15 protein-coding genes and 1 pseudogene are annotated in these 16,947 nt (G+C 67.7%); 8 read left to right on the top strand and 8 right to left on the bottom strand.

The features are described 5' to 3' along the window. Positions 1-30: 30 nt before the first annotated feature. On the bottom strand, positions 31-237 hold the full coding sequence (locus tag MICSW_RS03710) for a DUF3499 family protein (protein WP_195693236.1): 207 nt from the start codon (positions 235-237) through the stop codon (positions 31-33). A 117-nt stretch (positions 238-354) separates the two neighbouring features. Between MICSW_RS03710 and MICSW_RS03705 the strand changes: the two genes are divergently transcribed. After that, positions 355-795, top strand: a complete 441-nt coding sequence (locus MICSW_RS03705) for a metallopeptidase family protein (RefSeq protein WP_228177573.1) — start codon at positions 355-357, stop codon at positions 793-795. 7 nt (positions 796-802) lie between these two features. On the opposite strand, the gene MICSW_RS03700 is transcribed toward MICSW_RS03705, so the two are convergent. The 4 genes from MICSW_RS03700 to manA form a co-directional block, all read right to left on the bottom strand. Beyond that, positions 803-2,176, bottom strand: coding sequence for a DUF5719 family protein (locus MICSW_RS03700; protein ID WP_464496789.1), 1,374 nt, complete (start codon positions 2,174-2,176; stop codon positions 803-805). After that, positions 2,173-5,169 (bottom strand): glycosyltransferase, encoded by a 2,997-nt coding sequence (locus MICSW_RS03695; RefSeq protein WP_464496788.1) that lies wholly within the window; start codon positions 5,167-5,169, stop codon positions 2,173-2,175. The genes MICSW_RS03700 and MICSW_RS03695 overlap by 4 nt, the downstream gene beginning before the upstream one ends. A 98-nt stretch (positions 5,170-5,267) precedes the next feature. After that, entirely contained in the window at positions 5,268-5,591 is a 324-nt protein-coding gene (locus MICSW_RS03690) for a WhiB family transcriptional regulator (RefSeq protein ID WP_228177570.1), read from the bottom strand. A 151-nt stretch (positions 5,592-5,742) separates the two neighbouring features. Then, positions 5,743-6,900 carry a mannose-6-phosphate isomerase, class I gene (gene manA / locus MICSW_RS03685; RefSeq protein WP_347424405.1) on the bottom strand — a complete coding sequence of 386 codons (1,158 nt, stop codon included), beginning with the start codon at positions 6,898-6,900 and terminating at the stop codon, positions 5,743-5,745. An 85-nt stretch (positions 6,901-6,985) separates the two neighbouring features. Here manA and MICSW_RS03680 point away from each other — a divergent pair, with 85 nt between their 5' ends. From MICSW_RS03680 to MICSW_RS03670, 3 genes are read left to right on the top strand one after another with little or no spacing between them, the layout of a single operon-like run. Next, the gene (locus MICSW_RS03680; RefSeq protein ID WP_464496787.1) at positions 6,986-8,428 is read left to right on the top strand and encodes an O-antigen ligase family protein; all 1,443 of its coding nucleotides are present in this window, start codon (positions 6,986-6,988) and stop codon (positions 8,426-8,428) included. A 36-nt stretch (positions 8,429-8,464) separates the two neighbouring features. After that, positions 8,465-9,859 carry an O-antigen ligase family protein gene (locus MICSW_RS03675; protein WP_464496786.1) on the top strand — a complete coding sequence of 465 codons (1,395 nt, stop codon included), beginning with the start codon at positions 8,465-8,467 and terminating at the stop codon, positions 9,857-9,859. Next, positions 9,825-10,838 carry a glycosyltransferase gene (locus tag MICSW_RS03670; protein ID WP_464496784.1) on the top strand — a complete coding sequence of 338 codons (1,014 nt, stop codon included), beginning with the start codon at positions 9,825-9,827 and terminating at the stop codon, positions 10,836-10,838. Before MICSW_RS03675 ends, MICSW_RS03670 begins: the two co-directional genes overlap by 35 nt. Positions 10,839-11,040: 202 nt before the next feature. Here the strand turns inward: MICSW_RS03670 and MICSW_RS03665 are convergent, their stop codons facing one another. Further along, positions 11,041-12,387, bottom strand: coding sequence for an IS1380 family transposase (locus MICSW_RS03665; RefSeq protein ID WP_233500123.1), 1,347 nt, complete (start codon positions 12,385-12,387; stop codon positions 11,041-11,043). 200 nt (positions 12,388-12,587) lie between these two features. Here MICSW_RS03665 and MICSW_RS03660 point away from each other — a divergent pair. From MICSW_RS03660 to MICSW_RS03645, 4 genes and pseudogenes are all read left to right on the top strand, one after another. After that, positions 12,588-12,968 (top strand): annotated as a pseudogene (locus MICSW_RS03660) (AMP-binding protein); the annotation flags it as partial. Further along, entirely contained in the window at positions 12,966-13,397 is a 432-nt protein-coding gene (locus MICSW_RS03655; protein WP_338082653.1) for an AMP-binding enzyme, read from the top strand. The pseudogene MICSW_RS03660 and the gene MICSW_RS03655, both read left to right, overlap by 3 nt. 29 nt (positions 13,398-13,426) lie before the next feature. Further along, complete coding sequence (locus MICSW_RS03650) at positions 13,427-13,780, top strand: hypothetical protein (protein WP_006898361.1); 354 nt, start codon at positions 13,427-13,429, stop codon at positions 13,778-13,780. 212 nt (positions 13,781-13,992) lie between these two features. After that, positions 13,993-14,586, top strand: coding sequence for a transposase family protein (locus MICSW_RS03645; RefSeq protein ID WP_233500122.1), 594 nt, complete (start codon positions 13,993-13,995; stop codon positions 14,584-14,586). On the opposite strand, the gene MICSW_RS03640 is transcribed toward MICSW_RS03645, so the two are convergent. Both MICSW_RS03640 and istA read right to left on the bottom strand, forming a co-directional pair. Further along, positions 14,574-15,341: an ATP-binding protein gene (locus MICSW_RS03640; RefSeq protein ID WP_006898359.1), complete on the bottom strand. Its 768-nt coding sequence runs from the start codon at positions 15,339-15,341 to the stop codon at positions 14,574-14,576. The genes MICSW_RS03645 and MICSW_RS03640 overlap by 13 nt on opposite strands. Beyond that, complete coding sequence (istA, locus tag MICSW_RS03635) at positions 15,341-16,942, bottom strand: IS21 family transposase (RefSeq protein WP_006898358.1); 1,602 nt, start codon at positions 16,940-16,942, stop codon at positions 15,341-15,343. The genes MICSW_RS03640 and istA overlap by 1 nt, the downstream gene beginning before the upstream one ends. Between the last annotated feature and the right edge of the window lie 5 nt (positions 16,943-16,947).

The following is a 16,947-nucleotide window of genomic DNA, read 5'->3' as shown; positions in this document are numbered from 1 at the left end:
ACGACGCGGACGGTCGAGACTTCGCCGCCGTCAGGCTCGCAGGGTCTCGTGGCGCACGACGACCCAGCCGCGCGGCATGGCAAGCCGCTCGGTGTGGATGCTGCACAGATCGTGCGCGTGGATCACGGCCTCCGGACCCAGCGGGCCGAGAACCGCCATCTGGTCGCCGTAATCGTAGGTGAGCGTGGCGACGGCCTCCCGTGCGCACGCGATCTTGGAGCACAACCGTTCACGCATCACCGTCACGGTACCCGCGAGCCAGTGCTGACGACCCCCGCCACGCGGGACAGATGACAGCCTGGTGACGATCGGGCGCAGCGTCGATGCATCGCGGGGGCGATCTAGGATGGGCGCATGGCCTGGCGACGCTCCCGCTCAGCCCCGGCGAGATCCCGGCGCCCCGCACGTCACGGACGCCACGGGCGCGTCGGACGGAGCCCCGTCGTTCGTCCGCCGCTCCCACCCCTGGACACCCGCATCGACCGGTTCGACCTCACCGTCGGCACCGCGGCGGAGTTCCTTCGCTCGGCGTGGGAGGAGCTTCGCGACGTCAGCTTCGAAATCGGCGACATGCCCCCCGCAACGGATGCCGACGGCATCCCCCGGTGGGCGGTACTGACCGACCAAAAGCGCATCATCCTGTACCGGGTGCCGCTGGAGCGCCTGTCGCACCTGCACCGCAACGATGATCTGCATCGCCGGATGATGATCGAGGGGGCAGTGTTCCGAGCTGCGGCGCAGTACCTCGGCAAGGATCCGTGGGATCTCGGCCCCGACCGCTTCCGCTACTTCTGAGGATTGCTCAGGGGTAGACGACGATCGGTTCCTGGCCCACGGTGGAGGGGAACACCGGGAAGGCGCCGAGAGCACCGGCACCGACGTAGCCGACGCTCGCGCGCACGGGTCCCCCGCTGGTGAGCTCGTAGGATGCCGCGGCCCGCAGCGGCACCTGGACGCTCGCTCCCGCGGGCACGGTCACCGGGACGGGGTCAGACCCGGGTTCCGCAAGCTCGACTGTCACATCCGCGGCGCCGAGGTTGGCGATGGTCAGGACCGGCCCGGGCCCGCTCGGCACAGCGATCACAGCTGAAGACTCGATCTGCGGGGACGCCTGGTACCACGCGAAGTCGGATCCCGCACCGAAGCCGGTGGTCTGCCACACCGCCGCCGCGAGCGGCGCCGAGGCCACGACATCCACCGTGTAGGAGCCGACCGGCAGACTCGGCATCTCGACGGCCGCCGGGATTCCCGCCCGGAGCTGAACGGTCACCGGATCGATAGCCGGCGCTGCAGCACCGACAGCTCGCACCGAGATCGTCGCCTCGGTATCGGCATCCGGCGAGAGCACCCGCACCATGGTTCCCGAAAGCCCGGTCCCGGTCCCCAGAGCACCCTCGGTCACCGCGACCCCGACGATCGTCTGGCTGGTGGCGAGCTCGCTGAGCGCCCCTGACTGGTCCACCCCGCCGGGCTCGAGGACCCGCGTGATGTTCGACTGCAGGGATGCCGCGACCGGGGATCCGGTGGCCTGCACGTGCACGACGGGGCTCTCTTCACCGAGGGCGAGGCCTGCGAGCGGGATGATGCGTTGCGCGCCGGGTCGCACGACGATGTCTCCGCCACCGGGCGGGACCTCGGCTCCGCCCGCTCCATAGACAGTGAGGGTGACAGTCGCAGCAACCTCGCCCGGGTTCGAGAGCACGATAAGGTCGGCGGCGCCTGTCGTGCCGGCTCCGGCCACGAGCCACGAGTCCAGCAGCGGCAGGCGGCACGACGCCGCGCTGTATCCCGCGAGGTCGGGGTCGGCGACTGTCGCGGATCCGGCGGCGGCGAAGGGCTCCGAGCCCGGTGCTGATCGAAGCACGAGGGGTGAGGTGCCCATGGCATCCGAGACCAACTCGCTGCGATCAAGGGCGTTCTCGCCCGCCGTCGTGACCGCTTGGGGCGCTGCAACACTGATCGAGCCAGCGGCTTCGGAGTCTCGCGCTGACGCGAGGAGGTCGCCGGCGCACACGAGGGTCTGCCCGGCCGACGGTGGCGAGACAGCCACTGACGCCGGTTCCGGCGCGATCGTGGGGACCTCGATCTGCGGCACCAGCGCAACCGCGGCAATGGCGCCAGCTCCCGCGAGAACACCGAAGACGGGTCGGAGCCAGCGTGAGGCCGTGACTGTCATGTTGCCTCCTCACCCGTCGGCTCGCTCGGCAGGGCCTGGGCCTCCTGCGCGCCATCTTCGGGGCGTCGGGCCTTTCCGGCATCCGCTGCTCGCTCGGCGGCAGTCAGGCCCACGATGCGCGGATGTTGCCGGGCGCGGGCGCGGCTCCTCCCCGTCGGTGCCGCGAGCAGCAGGGCGATCACGATGACGGCGATCTGGAGGATCTCGAGTGCGATCCCCCCCGCCGGGCTCGCGGCGCTTGGCCGGGCGCCGATGTCGGAGGTGACACGCCACAGATCGCCCCGTTCGGTGGCCCCGACGGGATCGAGATCATCGCGCTGATCGAGTGCGGTGGCGGACTCGCGCCGGAGCACGTCGGCTGCCGGCGCGTCGGCGCCAGGAGCGAGCAGCACGAAGGCGATCCCCTGGTCGCCCAGCGCAGCAACGGCGTCTGGCGAGGTCGAGCTCACGAGGGCGGCGGCAGTCGCAGCGAGCTGAGCTGACGCGTCATCCACGGCAGTCCGGGTCTCGAGCACGGTGCTATGTGCCCCGATGGTCTCGCTGCCGCCCCAGACCACGCGTGCGGCGAGGCTGCCGTCGGCTTCAGCCGTCAGCACGATCGTCCCCGTCGCGGTGTCGCCACCGCTGTCGGCTTCGACGTACGCCGGTAGCGTGCTGGTCGGACCATTCGTGAGTGCCGTGGCGCCCCGCGCCGACGCGGTCAGCGCCGGAGCTGCCAGGATCACCAGAGCCACGATGCAGACCACCGCAGCGGATGCCGAGACGGCTCCGGCTCGCCGGCGGAACCGAGCCATCTCGGCCCGACCGAGTTGATCGAGGGTCAGGGTTGCGCCGCCCACGATGCCCCACCAGGCAAGGCTGAGCCCCGCGCCCGGCCACAGTCCGAGAGCGTTCGCGCCGTCGAAGCGCACCGCGATGTGGGTTGCAGCGACGGCTGTTGCGACGCCGAGCACGATCAGGGCGAGATGAGCGAGACCGACCGGCCATCGTGGCGTCGCAGCAGCGGATGCCGCAAGCAGCGCGATCGGCACCAGCAGGACCGCCGGCACCCACAGCGGCACGGTGGAGAAGAGCTCTGCCCACCCCGCACCGCTTGAGGCGGGAAACCCGAGAGACACCCACAGACGAGTGCCTGCGCTGGTCGCCTCGGCCAGTGAGCGGATCGGAGCGCCGGGGTCGGCGAGCAGACCCCACGGCGTTCCCGCATGCACCTGCGTCCATGCCACGGGGCCGAACAGCACGATTGTGGGAACGGGAATCCACAGCATCCGTGCGACACTCGCCCCGGAACGGCGCACGGTCGCCGCGATGAGCCCGGCAATCAGGACCACGGCCAGCGCGGGAGCGAGCGAGGGAGCCGCGGCGATCACCCCAGCTGCCAGTAGCGAGGCCGTTGCTGCCGGGACCCAGGACCGGTGTGAGACGGCCCCAGCGAAAACCAGCCACGGCAGCAGAAGGTGCACGATCACACCAGTCGGGACGCCCTGAGTGAGGGCGACCAGGAACGTCGGCGCCAGCGCCCAGCCCACACCGGCAGTGATGCGCAGGACCGGGCGGTCGGTGATCCGCGTCGCCGCGAACCACCCGCCGAGGGCAGCCAAGGGCAGCGCAGCCAACCACAGCAGCACGAGAGCCCGACTCGGCGCGAACGGCCAGAGGGAGCCGATCACCGCGACGACCGCCGAGAACGGGTCGGCGGGTCCCGACACGTTCCACCCCATCGGTCGAAGTCCGTAGGCCGCGTCAGCCCAGAGCCCGGCGACGGTGTCGCGCAGCGGCTGAAGCGCACCGCCACCGAGGGCTGGCCACGCCAGCAAGGCGGGGAATGCGGCGAGTGACACGACGGCCATGGCAAGTATGAGCCACGCGCCGCCCCCACCGAAGAAGTGAAGCTCCGCGCGGGGAAGAGTATCCGGCGCGGGCTCGGCGGGTTCGACCGCACGCTCTCGGGCGAGCGCCGTCGAGACTCGAAGAGGGGCGATCCGCGACCAGGGCACGGTGCGGTGATGACGCAGGTGGCGCCTGCCCCGCGCGATCGCAGCAAGGCGCACCATCGCGAGAATCGTGGCTGTCCACTCCCCTGCGATCCGGCCCGGATCCTTCATCACCAGCTGTGCGATCGTGCGGCCGAGGGCAACAACCGGCAGCGACAACCAGATCGGAACGAGCAAGAGGGGGTGGGCAGAGGTCAGACGCCGGTGCAACTGGGCAGCGCGGCGCCGAGCGATGATCATGCGGCGCCGGCGGCCGGTGTCGGCGAATGGGAGTCCCGCCACGCCATCACCCGAAACGGCGACGCGAGTCGTCGGGACCAGCGCAACCCGCCCTCCCATGAGGCGTGCTGCCACAGCGAGGTCAAGGCCCTCGTCCGCGTCGCGGAGGGCCGGGTCGATCCCGCGCACCGCGCGGAAGACGGACCCGCGCACGAGCACGGCACGGATGTCGGAACCCAACACATCGGTAATGCCATCGCGCTGACCCTGATCGAGGTCGCCGGCTGCCAGCTCCACGGAAGAGCCGGCGCGGGTCATGCTCACACCGAGCGACACGATCCGTTCGGGACGGTCATCACGTACCAGCTTCGGCGCAACGAACGCGAGCGTCGGCGAAAGCTCGAGCTGCCCGGCGAGGCGGGCCAGTGCCTCGGGTTCCGGAGCGGTGTCTTGCGCGAGTAACCACAGCAGGTCGGCATCCATACCCGTGCCGCTTCGAGGATCCGGCTCGAGGGCCGCACTGGCCACCGCTGCCGCGAACCGCGTCCGCCGCCCGAGACGGATGACGCGCACGCCCCGCCCATCAGCGGTGGGATCGGGGAGGTTTCCTGGCTCGAGGGCGTCCTCAACTGCCGGGTCGGTTCCGCACACCACCAAGGTCACGGCATCCGGACGGCGAGAGCCCGCCGCCACGGACGCGAAGGTGCGACGAAGGTGGTACGCCGCGGACGTGCGACCGTCGGGACGCACGACGACGATCGCGTGAACAGTGCCGGGCATGACGCCGTCAGCCTATGGTTGCGTCCCCCGACGCAGGCGCCTTGGGCCCGGCGTTTCCGGCTGAGGGCTCACGCGAGCGCTGAAACCCCCGCAGCCAGTCAGCTTGCCCGGCGCTTGAGCTTACGACGTTCACGCTCGCTGAGACCGCCCCAGATCCCGAATCGCTCGTCGTTCTGGAGCGCGTATTCCAGGCATTCGCCGCGGACATCGCACGAGCTGCAGATGCGCTTCGCGTCTCGCGTCGAGCCGCCCTTCTCGGGGAAGAACGCCTCGGGATCGGTCTGCGCGCACAGCGCGTCGGTCTGCCAGGCGAGAGCGTTCTCGTCTTCCGGGTCGACACGACGTACGCCTGGCACGCCAAGATGTACCGGGTCGACGAACCAGTTGTCCGGCACACCCGAGCGGTACTGCGAAGCCGACATGTCGTTCTCCCCACCTCAAGAACTCCCCCACGCGGTCAGCGTGTTGCAGTAATTACACCGGTGTAGTTCGCTGCGGTCAAGTCGCAGATCGTAAACCCTCAATCGCCGCCTTAACCTTCTTGGCGGAATTCGCGGCGTGTCGCGGGCGGAACTACTGTCCAGGTTCGGCGATGAATGCCTCGCCGGATCCCGAGATCGAGACCGATCCCTCGTTCGGGGTGATGAGGGCCGCCGACCCGGGGCGGAGTGTGAGGCGGTCTTGGGTATCCGCACCCGTGATCTCGACCTCACCGGAGGTCGCGACGGCGATCGCGATGCCGTTCATGCGAACCTCGACAGCTGCGCTCGGATCCGCCGTCACCTGCGTCAGAACGAAATCGGGGACGCCTCCTGTGAACGTGCGGGCAGTGCCCGCGGCGGGATCGAGCACGGGCGCGGGTCCCGGTCGCGGGTCGAGGATCGCCGTGAGTTCGGCCACATCGATGTGCTTCGGCGTCAGTCCCCCGCGCAGCACGTTGTCGCTGGCTGCCATGATCTCCACGCCCAGCCCTTCGATGTACGCGTGCAGGACACCCGCCGGGACGAACACGCCCTGACCGCGGCGCAGGATGACAAGGTTCAGAAGCATGGCAACGACGATGCCGGGGTCGCCCGGATAGTGGCTCTGCAGGTGGCGCACCAGCTCCAGCTCATCCCCGAACTCGTCGGATGCCGCATCCGTCGCCGCTGTGATGATCGCGCTCACCTGCGGACCTGCTGCCGGCGAGAGAATCCAGATCAGTGCTGCCGCGAGCGCGTCTGCGTCATCCGGGTGGGAGTCGAGAACGGCCCGCAGTGGCGCGGTCGCTTCCCCAACGGCTTCAAGGAACCGCCGGGTGGCGTCGAGTTCGCGCAGCCCCGCCAGGGCGAGGAACCTGTCGCTGAGGGCCACGATGATCTCGGGCTTGTGGTTCGCGTCTCGATAGGTCCGCGTCGCAGCGTCGCGCGGGGTCCCTGCGGCTTCCTCTCGCGCGAACCCTTCCTCCGCCTGCGCCTTCGATGGATGGGCCTGAATCGACAGCGGCGAACCAGCGGCGAGGATCTTCAGCAGGTACGGCAGTCGCTCCGGAGTGCCCTCGGGCGCGTCGCCGGAGGCCAGCCACTCACCGAGCGTCCGCCCGTCCGGGACGCGGGCCGGGTGGCCGGGATGGTCCCCGAACCACACTTCGGCCTCGGGCGCGCCGGTCGGGGTGCGTCCCTCCAGCTCGGCGATCAGAGTCGTGGACCCCCAGGCGTAGTCGCGGGGCGTGTTCATAAGCGGAACCAGCACGCGACCAGCGTACCGACGCCAGCGTCAGCATCCTGGCCAGTGGCCCCCGCATCGGGCAGACGCTGAGCGCTACCCTGAGAGCACCATGGCCAGCTTCAGCCGTCATCCAGCTTCGGCGCCGCCGGTCGCTCCAGAGCGGGAGCGCACCCGGCATCTTCTGCTGCGCGGTTGGATGGTCTTCAGCCTCTTCTTTGCCTTCACAGCTCCGGGCTGGGTGCTCGGATTCGGCGTGCCTGTCACGGCGATCGTCGGCGGTGTGATCGTCGCCGGATCAGCGGTCATGGTCGCGGTAATCCGCCCACCGTTCCAATGGCGGCGGCTCCCCTGGATTGCGGGAACGTTCATCCTGTGGGCCGGGCTGTCCATCGCGTGGTCGGGCTGGCGCGAGACATCCGCGCTCACGTGGCTGCTGCTGGTTGCCACGACCTTCCAGGGAGTCGCCATCGCGAGCGTGCTCACCTGGCGCGAGATCGTTCGCGCGATCGGGGCCGCCCTCGGATGGGTGATCGGTCTCTCTCTTGTCGCCGAGGTGCTGGTGGCGTGGCTCGTCGGCGGCACCCTGTACGCGGGGTTCGAGACGGATGCCGCGGCCGGCGGCGCCGAGTGGATCAGCGGCGGTATCTTCGCCGGCGCGCGCATCGACGGCGTCATCGGGAACCCGAACCTCCTCGGCATGATCGCTCTGCTCGCGGTCATCGTGTTCGCGATCGAATTCGCCGCGCGAGAGTCGCGCCGGATCATGCTCGGCGTGTGGATCGGACTCTCTGCCCTGACGCTCGTGCTCGCGGCATCCGTTACCGCGTGGATCGCCGCCGCCGGGGTCGCGCTCGTGCTGGCGACCGTGCTGCTGATGCGGACCGCTCGAAAGCCCGGCGAGCGCACGCGCTACTACGTCGGCTATGCCGTCATCGGCGCTGCTGGCGCGCTCGCACTCTGGGTGTGGCGGGTTCCCGTGTTCACCGCGCTCGACCGCACGGCTGACCTTCTCGACCGCGAAACGATCTGGACCGCTGTCCTCGAACGCGCGGGCGATCACCTCGCCTTCGGCGGCGGCTTCGCCACGCCCTGGCTGCCGTGGGATCCCGCGTTCCAGGACTGGATCGTGCTCGACGGCAGGCAGGTCACGCAGGCGCACAGCGTGTGGGTCGACATCCTGTTTCAACTCGGCGTCGTCGGCGTCTTCCTGCTCGGTTTCGCCTACCTGGCGTTCGTGTGGCGTTCGTGGTTCTTCGCCGTCGACCGGCCGCGCTGGGATCTGCGGGCCGACCGGCCGTATTCGGCGCTGACCCTGCTGCCGACGCTCACCGCCGCGGTACTCCTCGTCCAGGGTCTTGCCGAAACCGCGCCCCTCATGGGCTGGGGGTGGATGCTCATGATCCTGCTCGGGTCCAAGATCAAGCAGTCCCCGCACATCGGCGAGGGGCCCGCTGAACAGCGCCTCGCGATCGAGCGCGGAGAGCTCTTGCGCGCCAGCGAACCGCTTGATCCGGTCGCGTCGGATTCGGTGGGAAGGCTCGGGAGTCCGTGACCGATCCGTGATCTCGGACAGGTAGCGTGGCTATTGATGACGGTTTTCGGAGCCCCTACGGCCACCCTTCCTGTCGTCGCCCCTTCCACCACGATCTCGCTGCACCGCGCCCCCCTTGTGTGGGCCGGCGTCGTCTTCTTCATCGCCTTCACGGCACCCGGATGGGCGGCGGCGTTCGGCGCACCCGCGGCCGCTGCCGCCGGCATCGTCGCGTGTGCGGGAGTTGCGATTCTCGCCCTGCGCGTCATCCGCGCTCCGCAGTGGCGCGCCCTGCCGTGGACTGCGCTTGCCTTCACGGGATGGGCTGGAGCCAGCATTACCTGGTCGCGGTGGCCCGAGACAACCGCGCTGACGTGGGCTCTGCTCGCGGCGACGACGCTCGTTGGCATCGCCCTTGCCGCGATGCTCACCTGGCGCCAACTCGTCTCAGCACTCGCCTGGGCGCTCGCTGCCGTCATGGCGTTCTCGGTCGCCTTCGAAGCGTGGGCGGCCCTCATCGTGGGTGGTCCGGTCGGAATCGAGTTTGCCGCCGTGGATACGCGCACCGAGCGTAGTGATATCTGGACGAGCGCCCAGCTGTTCACCGGCGGCCGCCTCGATGGGATCGTCGGCAACGCCAACCTGCTCGCGATGCTGGCGCTGCTCGCAGTGGTCGTGGTCAGCATTCGTCTGGCTGTCGAGCGACACCAGCGGGGCATCTTCATCGCGGTACTTGCAGTCTCGGCGTATCTGTTGGTTCGCACCGAATCGGCGACCGCATTCATCGCGACAGCCGTGCTCGCGCTCGCGCTTGTCATTCTGCTCGCCGCACGCATTGCACGCACGACAGCGGGTCGCCTGCGCGTATACGTCGCGGCGGCGACCCTCGCGGCGATCGCTGCAGGCCTCGCGTGGCTCATGCGGCGCGGCATCCTGTCGTTCCTCGGCCGCGACGGAGACCTGACCGACCGCACCGAGATCTGGGATCTCGTCTTCTCTCGCGGGGCGGCTCAGCCGGTCGTCGGCAATGGGTTCGCCACACCGTGGATCCCGTGGGATCCGGCATTCTCCGACTGGATCGTGATGCCCCGAGGCCTGCACATCATCCAGGCCCATAGTGTCTGGGTCGACGTGTGGTTCCAGCTCGGCGTGGTCGGCGTGGTAGTGCTTGCCGCCCTCTATGCGCTCTTCGTATGGCGCACGTGGGTGTTCGCGGTGCGCCACCACCGCTGGCAGCGCCGTGACGACCGCGTTACCGCCACGGTTTCGCTCCTCCCCGTCGCGGTCGGGGTGATCGTCGTCATCCAGGGAATTACCGAGTCCAGCCCGCTCCTGCTGTGGGGGTGGATGCTGACAGTGCTGTTCCTGGCGAAGCTGCAGCCTCCTGACAGGGCGTCGCAGATAGGATCGTCGAGACATGCGCGCCGCGAACCAGAACCCGACTTCGTCTGACTCGAGCTTCGACCCGTCGACAGCGACGATCGTCGCTGTCACGTTCAATCGGTCGGGGCTGCTCTCCCGTCTCCTCACGAGCATCGGGGAGATGGATCCGAAGCCCGGACACGTCGTTGTGATCGACAACGCCTCCTCGGATGACACCACCGAGGTCGTTGAGTCATTCCGCGAGCGGATCGGCACCGAGCTCGTCTACCGCCGCCTCGAGACCAATACCGGCGGGTCCGGCGGGTTCAGCGCAGGAATGCAGACAGCCTACGAGCTTGGCTCCGAGTGGATGTGGCTCATGGACGATGATGTCGAAGTGATCCCCGACGGGCTCGCCAAGATGGGTCGATGGTCAAGGCGCTTCCGCTCCATCCAGGGTCGCCGATACGATTTCGATGGCAGCGAGTTCTACTGGCAGTACCGCATCGCTGCCCGGATGGGCATCCCGATCCCCTTCGCCCCGGCGGAGTTCGACGAATCAGGCTTCAAGGAGATGAACTCCGGATGCTTTGAGGGGATGTTCATACATCGCGACGTCGTCGGCCGGATCGGGCTCCCCGACCCGCGCTTCTTCATCTACTGGGATGACCAGGTCTACGGGTGGCTCGCATCGCGAATCACGACATCCGTGATCGTGAACGAGTTCGTCCTTCGACGCACGCGCGAGATCAAACAGTGGGACATGGGCGTGCGCCACATGAACGCCTCGAGCGACGCGTACCGGTACTACATCATGCGCAACCGCGCGCTGATCAAGCAGTACTACCGGTCGGTGGGCTTCTACCGCCCCCTTCCGTTCGCCGTCGGCACGGCGCTCACTTTCGCCAAGGAGATCATCCGGCTGGTCGTCGTCGAGCGCACCATCCGTGGCACCAGCCATCTCTTCCGCGGACTGCGGGACGGCCGTGCCATCGCCCGGGACCGAGAGTGGATTCCGATGCCACCGTTGGATCGACATGCTTGTCCGACTCCGAGCGCGGGAACCTGACTGTGGCGGCTAGGTGTGATGTTCAGGCAACGCGAGGCCTTCGCCCGTCGGCCAATCACTAACCCCCTGATTCATGGGGTGTGGGAGATTCGGTTCTCTACGGATGTCGCGTCCTGATTGGCGAGTAGGCGTGCGGAAGCTCCGGCTAGCGCTGCCGGTGGGCGGGTCTCCGGGTGGTGCTGTCGTGGGCGGGCAGGTGAGGTCAGGCGGGTTTGGGGATCGCGGCGATCGTGTGGAACACCGCCTCGATGGCGACGGCCCACGGCCAGGTTTCGGGGATTTTCACGCGTCGTCGGCGGCTGCTGCGGGTCAGCAGGGCCGCGACGTGCAGGAATCGGTAGCGCATCGCTTTGGGCTCGCACAAGGCGAGAACGGCGGCCTCGCCGATGCAGGCCAGCAGCCGCGTCCACGCGATGAGGTCTGCGGCGATCATGACCGCGACGAGCCAGGCCTGGTTGACCGCGAATTCCCGCGAAGGAAGGCGGCCGAGTCCGGTGTCTTTGGCGTGTCGGATCCGGTCCTCCACGCGGGCGTGCGCCCGATGCCGCGCTTCGAGGAACTGCAGTTGACCGACGGCGGTGTTGGTCACAAATGCCTGGTAGCGCCACCCGTCGAGTTCCTCGAACATCGACAGTTGGGCGCCAGGGTGGGGTCGTTCGCGGCGGACGATGACCCGCATCCCGTCTGGCCACTTGGCGAGCATCCGTGGGGAGAGGAACCCGGTCAGCTCGGCGACCTCAGCCCCGGGCCGCAGGTCCCCGCCCTGGTTCAACGCCGGCCCCCACGTTGCCTCGGGAGCCATCGCGATCGCCCGCCGGATCGGGTTGGTGACCGCGAATCCGACCGAGTACTCCACCTGCCGACCGCGGACGCGGTTCTGGTCGGTGATCCATTCCAGCAGGGCGTGGGAGGCGCCGGCGCCGTCGGAGCGGATCAGCACATCACGCCGGTGAGCGGCGGGGACCTGCGCAATCGCCTGGCCCAGGACATCGATGTGGTCGGCAGCGGTGTTCGACCCGGCGTTGCCCGGCCGCAAGCTCGCGGCGAGGAACTCTTCTGTGTTGTCGCACCACACGCCGATCGGGTGATACCCGAACGTGCGCTTATAGGTTGGCGCGGCCTGCTCTTTTTCGCTGTGGGTGGCCACGATGGTGGCGTCCACGTCGAGCACGATCGTCGATCCCAGGTCCCGGCCCGCGCACTTCGAGGCGGGCACCCCGCCGGGCAGGTGGGACCACACGTGCCGCCGGGCACGAGCCCGCGCGACCTGGATTTTCTTGCGTTTACCGGCGGTGACCTCATCCAGGGTGCGCCACACCGTCGGGGACGAGGCGACCGGCCCCAGGACCGTGGATTGGTGGCGCAGGACGCGGATGTCGGCGATGGACTCCCCGCCACCCGTGAGCATCACCGCGACATCGGTCAACACCCTGCCACGGTCATGGATCGGGATGGATCGGCGCTGCGCCATGGCCCCCGACAGCTCGGCGGTCAGACCGACGCGATCCGCCAGAAGGCGTGGCGCGATGGTCCCGGCGTGAGAAATCACCGCGACATCATCGACACAGAACGACAGACCAGACGACCACGAAGTACGCTTCACCTACCGAGTGCTTTCTGCTTGAGGAACTGTAGCTCTAGACAAGTCCCAGTTTCCCCTGTTCAGGGAGCACTTCGGTCTATTTGCGCCCAGCGATCCGCAGATCCCCATGAAACACCGGGGTTTACTCAGGACCCTTCAATCCCCAAGCATGGCACCGGGTCGCTGTCGAGACCAAGGCGAGTGTGCTCGCGACGGCACCATCGGCGATCCGTCGGCTGGCTCCGGTGTTTTCGGAGATCGGGGTGCCTCAGACGCTGCGCACAGTCGCCGCCGCAGGTGAACCGCTCACCGCTACTGTGGCCAGTTCCTGGGAATCGACCGGCGCGCCGATAGTCCGCAACGGATACGGTCTCTCGGAGGTCGGCATGGTTCTAGGGGACGCTTTCGGGCCCGGCCCGACAGCACGACCGGGAATGCTCACCCACCCGATTCCGGGCTTCGATCCCTTTCTAGTCGGCCCAGACGGTTCGCCATCGCTTGCAGATGAGCCCGGGCTCATCGCCGTTCGTCGACCGCGGCATCAGATGTCCGCAGGTTACGAAAATGCCCCTGCGCAGTGGCAGCAAAGTTGGCACGGTGAGGTCTTTGTCACCGAAGACCGAGCCCGCATCGACGGCGAGGGGCGATGGATGATCGAGGGACGAGCGGACGACATGATCATCACCTCTGGACATAACGTGAGTCCGGTCGAGGTGGAGGATGCGATTCTCAAGCACCCCGCAATCACAGAAGCTGCCGCGGTCGCCTACGCCGATCATGCTCGCGGTGATGTGGTGCGAGCCGTCGTAGTGGCTCCACAACCCGGAATAGACGTCGACGAACTAACCCGCCAACTCAAAGACCTTGTCGCACAACATGTGGGCAAGTATGCATCGCCGCGTGTCGTTACCTTCGTCGATGCGCTTCCGCGCAACGAAGTTGGAAAGCTGCGACGAGCCTCGCTACGGCCACAGTAGCGAAACCTCACACTGGAAGGACATCAACAATGCCCGATAACATAGTTCGCGCAATTCTGATAGCCCACGTCCAGCCCAAGGACAATCTGGAGGACGAGTTCAACCGCTGGTATGACGACATCCACATACCGCAAGTCGTTGACCGAATTGCTGGTGTGGTCTCGGGAAAACGTTACCGGTATGCCGAAGAACAACTTGTCGATGCTTCTGGCGCCCCGCCGACTAGGTATCTGACAATGTACGAGATCGAAACCCACGATCTCGCCGACACCGTCGACCGCCTCGGAGCAGCGCTTACCGACGGCACCCTAGACATGTCGGAGTCGCTCGATACCGAGAACCAGCCGCCGATCCTGCACTTCTATGGCTCGGTCAGCAGCTGACTCTGCACTACCTCCTGGAAAGAGGCCTACCTTGACCATCGACGATTTGGACCACGACCGGCGTCCTGTAGCCGAGCGATAAGTGGCCCTTCCGGATCCGGAGTGCGTAGCTGGGGTTCGCCGGTGATGCGGTGAGGCACAAAATGTAGGGGTCCTGGGGCGTGTGACGATGCAGGTTCTCACGCCACGCATCGAACACCCCAGGACCCGCTTTGAACGCTACCGCCAGCCTGCTTGCCGACACCATCTGCCGCACCGTCGAGCTCGGGGTGACGATCACCGACGCCGCCGTGGCCGACGAGCTCACGCACCTGTTCTGCGCCCCGGTCACACTCGACCCGATCTGCGCCGAGTGCGGGATGGCGGGGCGCCTGCGCGACCACGTCCAGCGGAAGGTCACGGATCTACCGATCGTCGGACATCCCACCAGACTGCACGTGCGGGTACCACGCTTTGTCTGCGACAACGATGACTGCGGCACGAGGATCTTCCAGCAACGCATGCCGGCGTTGGCCGAGCCGCGGGCCAAGACCACCCGCCGCTGCAGCCGCTGGATCCTGCAGCGTCTGGCGATCGACCGCACCAGCGTGTCCGCGGTCGCCAAGGCACTCGGGCTGGGATGGGACCTCGTCAACGACCTGGCGGTCACCGAGACTCGCGCCATGGTCTACGACCAGCCCGGACACTTCGTGGCAGATAGGGCTTGTCGGTACCGCGGGTCCGGCGAGTTGGTACCGCTGTTCCGGCGACCCGGAACCGGCCCGCGCGTGAGGCGGGCCGGCACCGTCGGGGGTTACTCCCAGTAGCCGGTGGTCGCCCGGGCTTGGTCGTCGCGTTGGCGTCGCATGTCGACTTCGCCGAGGTTGATCTCGCGGGCGTTGTTGGCCAGCCGGTTGACGATGGAGTCCGCGGCCACCCGGTCAGGTAGGGCCTCGAGCCAGTACGCCGGTCGGGATTGTGAGGCGATCATCGTCGGCAGCCGGTGCTCCCGGTTGGCCAGCACGGCGAACAGGTCGTTCGCGGCCTCGGGGTCGATGCCCACGGTGAGGAAGTCGTCGATGATCAGCAGTTCCACGTCCGACAGGTCGTTGAGCATTTTTTGGTGGCGGATGCCGTCGCCGCGGGCGATGACCAGCCGCCGGGCGAGTTCGTCCATGCGGGCGTAGGTGACGGTGTGCCCGTTCTGGCAGGCGGCGATGCCGATCGCGCAGGCCAGGTAGGTTTTCCCGCCGCCGGTCGGTGAGAGGACCAGCAGGTTGGTGGGGTCTTGGCGCCAGTGGTGCCCGGCGTAGCGTTTCATCCGCACCGGGGTGATCCCGCGTCCTTCCTGGTAGTTGATCTCCGCGATCGAGGCCTGCGGGATCGGGAACTTCGCGGCGCGGATCAGCTTGTCGATCCGGTGGGCTTGGCGCTGGTCTAGGGCGTCGTCGACGGCGGTGAGGAAGATCTGCTCCGGGGTGAGCTCGTCATTGGCCTCATCGCTGATGAGCTCCTCGAACCGGGTCGCCACGTGCGTGATGCGTAGGTTGCGGAACTTCTGGTGATCGATCTCGGTGAACATCACACGCCCTCCCCGCTGCGGCCGCGCGCATAGTGATCGGCCGAGCGGACTTGAATCGCGCCGTCGTCTCGGGCCCCGGCCGGTGGCGGCGGTTTTCGTGTGGCCGCCGCCGGGACCACGGGCCGGGGCGCCTTGTGGTCGGAGTCGATGCTCGCCATGACGCGTTTGAGCACGCTGTAGCTACCGGCACTGTTCTGGTTGAGCAGTACCTGGCAGGCTGCCTCGAGCCGCTGGCGACTGCGCTTGCCGAGAGTTTCGAGGATGTTCTGGCAGTCCAGATAGCCCTGCGCCTCGATCACGTGACGATCAAGGATCTGGGCGATCACCTGCTCAGTGGCGGGGCCGAACCCGCGGGCACGGTCGGTGAACCACTGCCGGGACCACAGACCGTCGATACCCTGGTGCTCCTTCGGGGCGTGAGCGAGCACGGTCGAGTACTGGCCTTTGCGGCCGTGGCGCCGTGGGTGCTCGCAGACGACCTGGTCACCGTCGAAGAGCGTCACCGACTGCGCGGTCAACCGGACTCGCAGCAGTTGACCGGCGAAGGTGTACGGCACCGAGTAGTACTGCGAATCGCAGGAGACGTGATAGTTCCGTCCGACCTTGAGCTGCTTCCACTCCACCGTGGCGAACCCGTCGTCTGGCAGCACCGCCAGCAGCGGCGCCTCATCGGACTCGAATCGCTCCCACCGTGTCGTACCGTCAGCCCGGCGAATCTGGGTGTTGATCTCGGCGACGCGGTCATCAATCGCCGCGTTCAGGGCCTCGACGGTGGTCCACACCTCCTCGGCGAGGTAGCCGATCACGCGCTTGTTGACCACTTCCACTGCTGACTCCACGGCCGCTTTGTCGCGGGGTTTGCGGACCCGCGCCGGCACGATCGCGGTGCCGTAGTGGTCGGCCAGTTGCTGGTAGCGGACGTTGACAGCCCTGGCCGCCTCGCCCTTGGCCTGCCGGTGGGTGGCGGTGGTCGGGTTGTCGGGCACCACCATCTGCGGCGTCCCGCCGAAGAAGTCGAACGCTGCGACGTGAGCGTCGATCCACGACGGGGACTTCATATCCGTAAAACCGCGACAGAACACCGCACCGGAGTACGGCAGCACCGCCACGAACAAGTACAGCTTGGTGACCTCACCGGTGACCGCGTCGAGGACCTCGAGGGTGTCGCCGGCCCAGTCGACCAGCATCGTCCTGCCGGGTTCGTGATGCAGCGTGGCCACGACGTCCTTGATGCGGGCGTGGTCGGCGAACAGGGCGCAGTACTGGGAGTACCCGTACTTCTTCCCGGCCCCGACGGGGTCCGCGAGATATTTGCCCCAGGCCTGCTGGATGGTGAAGTGCCGGTTGAACTTCATCGACGCCAGCACCCGATCAAAATCGGGCTTGGTGTAGTCCTCCGAGACGCGTTTGCGCCCGTCGGGGAACATCCCGGCGATCTCGGCCGGGTTCATCGACGACGCTTGGCCGGCGGTGATGCCGTACGCGGTGATCGTCTTCTTCACCGCCGCGATCTCCCGACGCGAACACCCGACGGCGGCGACGATCTCGCTGTAGCTATGCCCGGCCAGCGCCAACGTCATGATGGCCTTGTACTCGGCCACATCAG

This window comes from Microbacterium sp. SW12 (assembly GCF_055391095.1).
Note: the sequence above shows the minus strand (reverse complement) of the source record. Positions and strands in the feature narration are given on the sequence as shown.

Coding starts and splice junctions, on each gene's coding strand:
- MICSW_RS03655 (WP_338082653.1), top strand. CDS start 12,966: ATGTCCGCAGGTTACGAAAATGCCCCTGCGCAGTGGCAGCAAAGTTGG.
- MICSW_RS03700 (WP_464496789.1), bottom strand. CDS start 2,176: ATGACAGTCACGGCCTCACGCTGGCTCCGACCCGTCTTCGGTGTTCTC.
- MICSW_RS03705 (WP_228177573.1), top strand. CDS start 355: ATGGCCTGGCGACGCTCCCGCTCAGCCCCGGCGAGATCCCGGCGCCCC.
- MICSW_RS03680 (WP_464496787.1), top strand. CDS start 6,986: ATGGCCAGCTTCAGCCGTCATCCAGCTTCGGCGCCGCCGGTCGCTCCA.
- MICSW_RS03640 (WP_006898359.1), bottom strand. CDS start 15,341: ATGTTCACCGAGATCGATCACCAGAAGTTCCGCAACCTACGCATCACG.
- MICSW_RS03695 (WP_464496788.1), bottom strand. CDS start 5,169: ATGCCCGGCACTGTTCACGCGATCGTCGTCGTGCGTCCCGACGGTCGC.
- MICSW_RS03690 (WP_228177570.1), bottom strand. CDS start 5,591: ATGTCGGCTTCGCAGTACCGCTCGGGTGTGCCGGACAACTGGTTCGTC.
- MICSW_RS03670 (WP_464496784.1), top strand. CDS start 9,825: ATGCGCGCCGCGAACCAGAACCCGACTTCGTCTGACTCGAGCTTCGAC.
- MICSW_RS03710 (WP_195693236.1), bottom strand. CDS start 237: ATGCGTGAACGGTTGTGCTCCAAGATCGCGTGCGCACGGGAGGCCGTC.
- MICSW_RS03675 (WP_464496786.1), top strand. CDS start 8,465: ATGACGGTTTTCGGAGCCCCTACGGCCACCCTTCCTGTCGTCGCCCCT.
- MICSW_RS03650 (WP_006898361.1), top strand. CDS start 13,427: ATGCCCGATAACATAGTTCGCGCAATTCTGATAGCCCACGTCCAGCCC.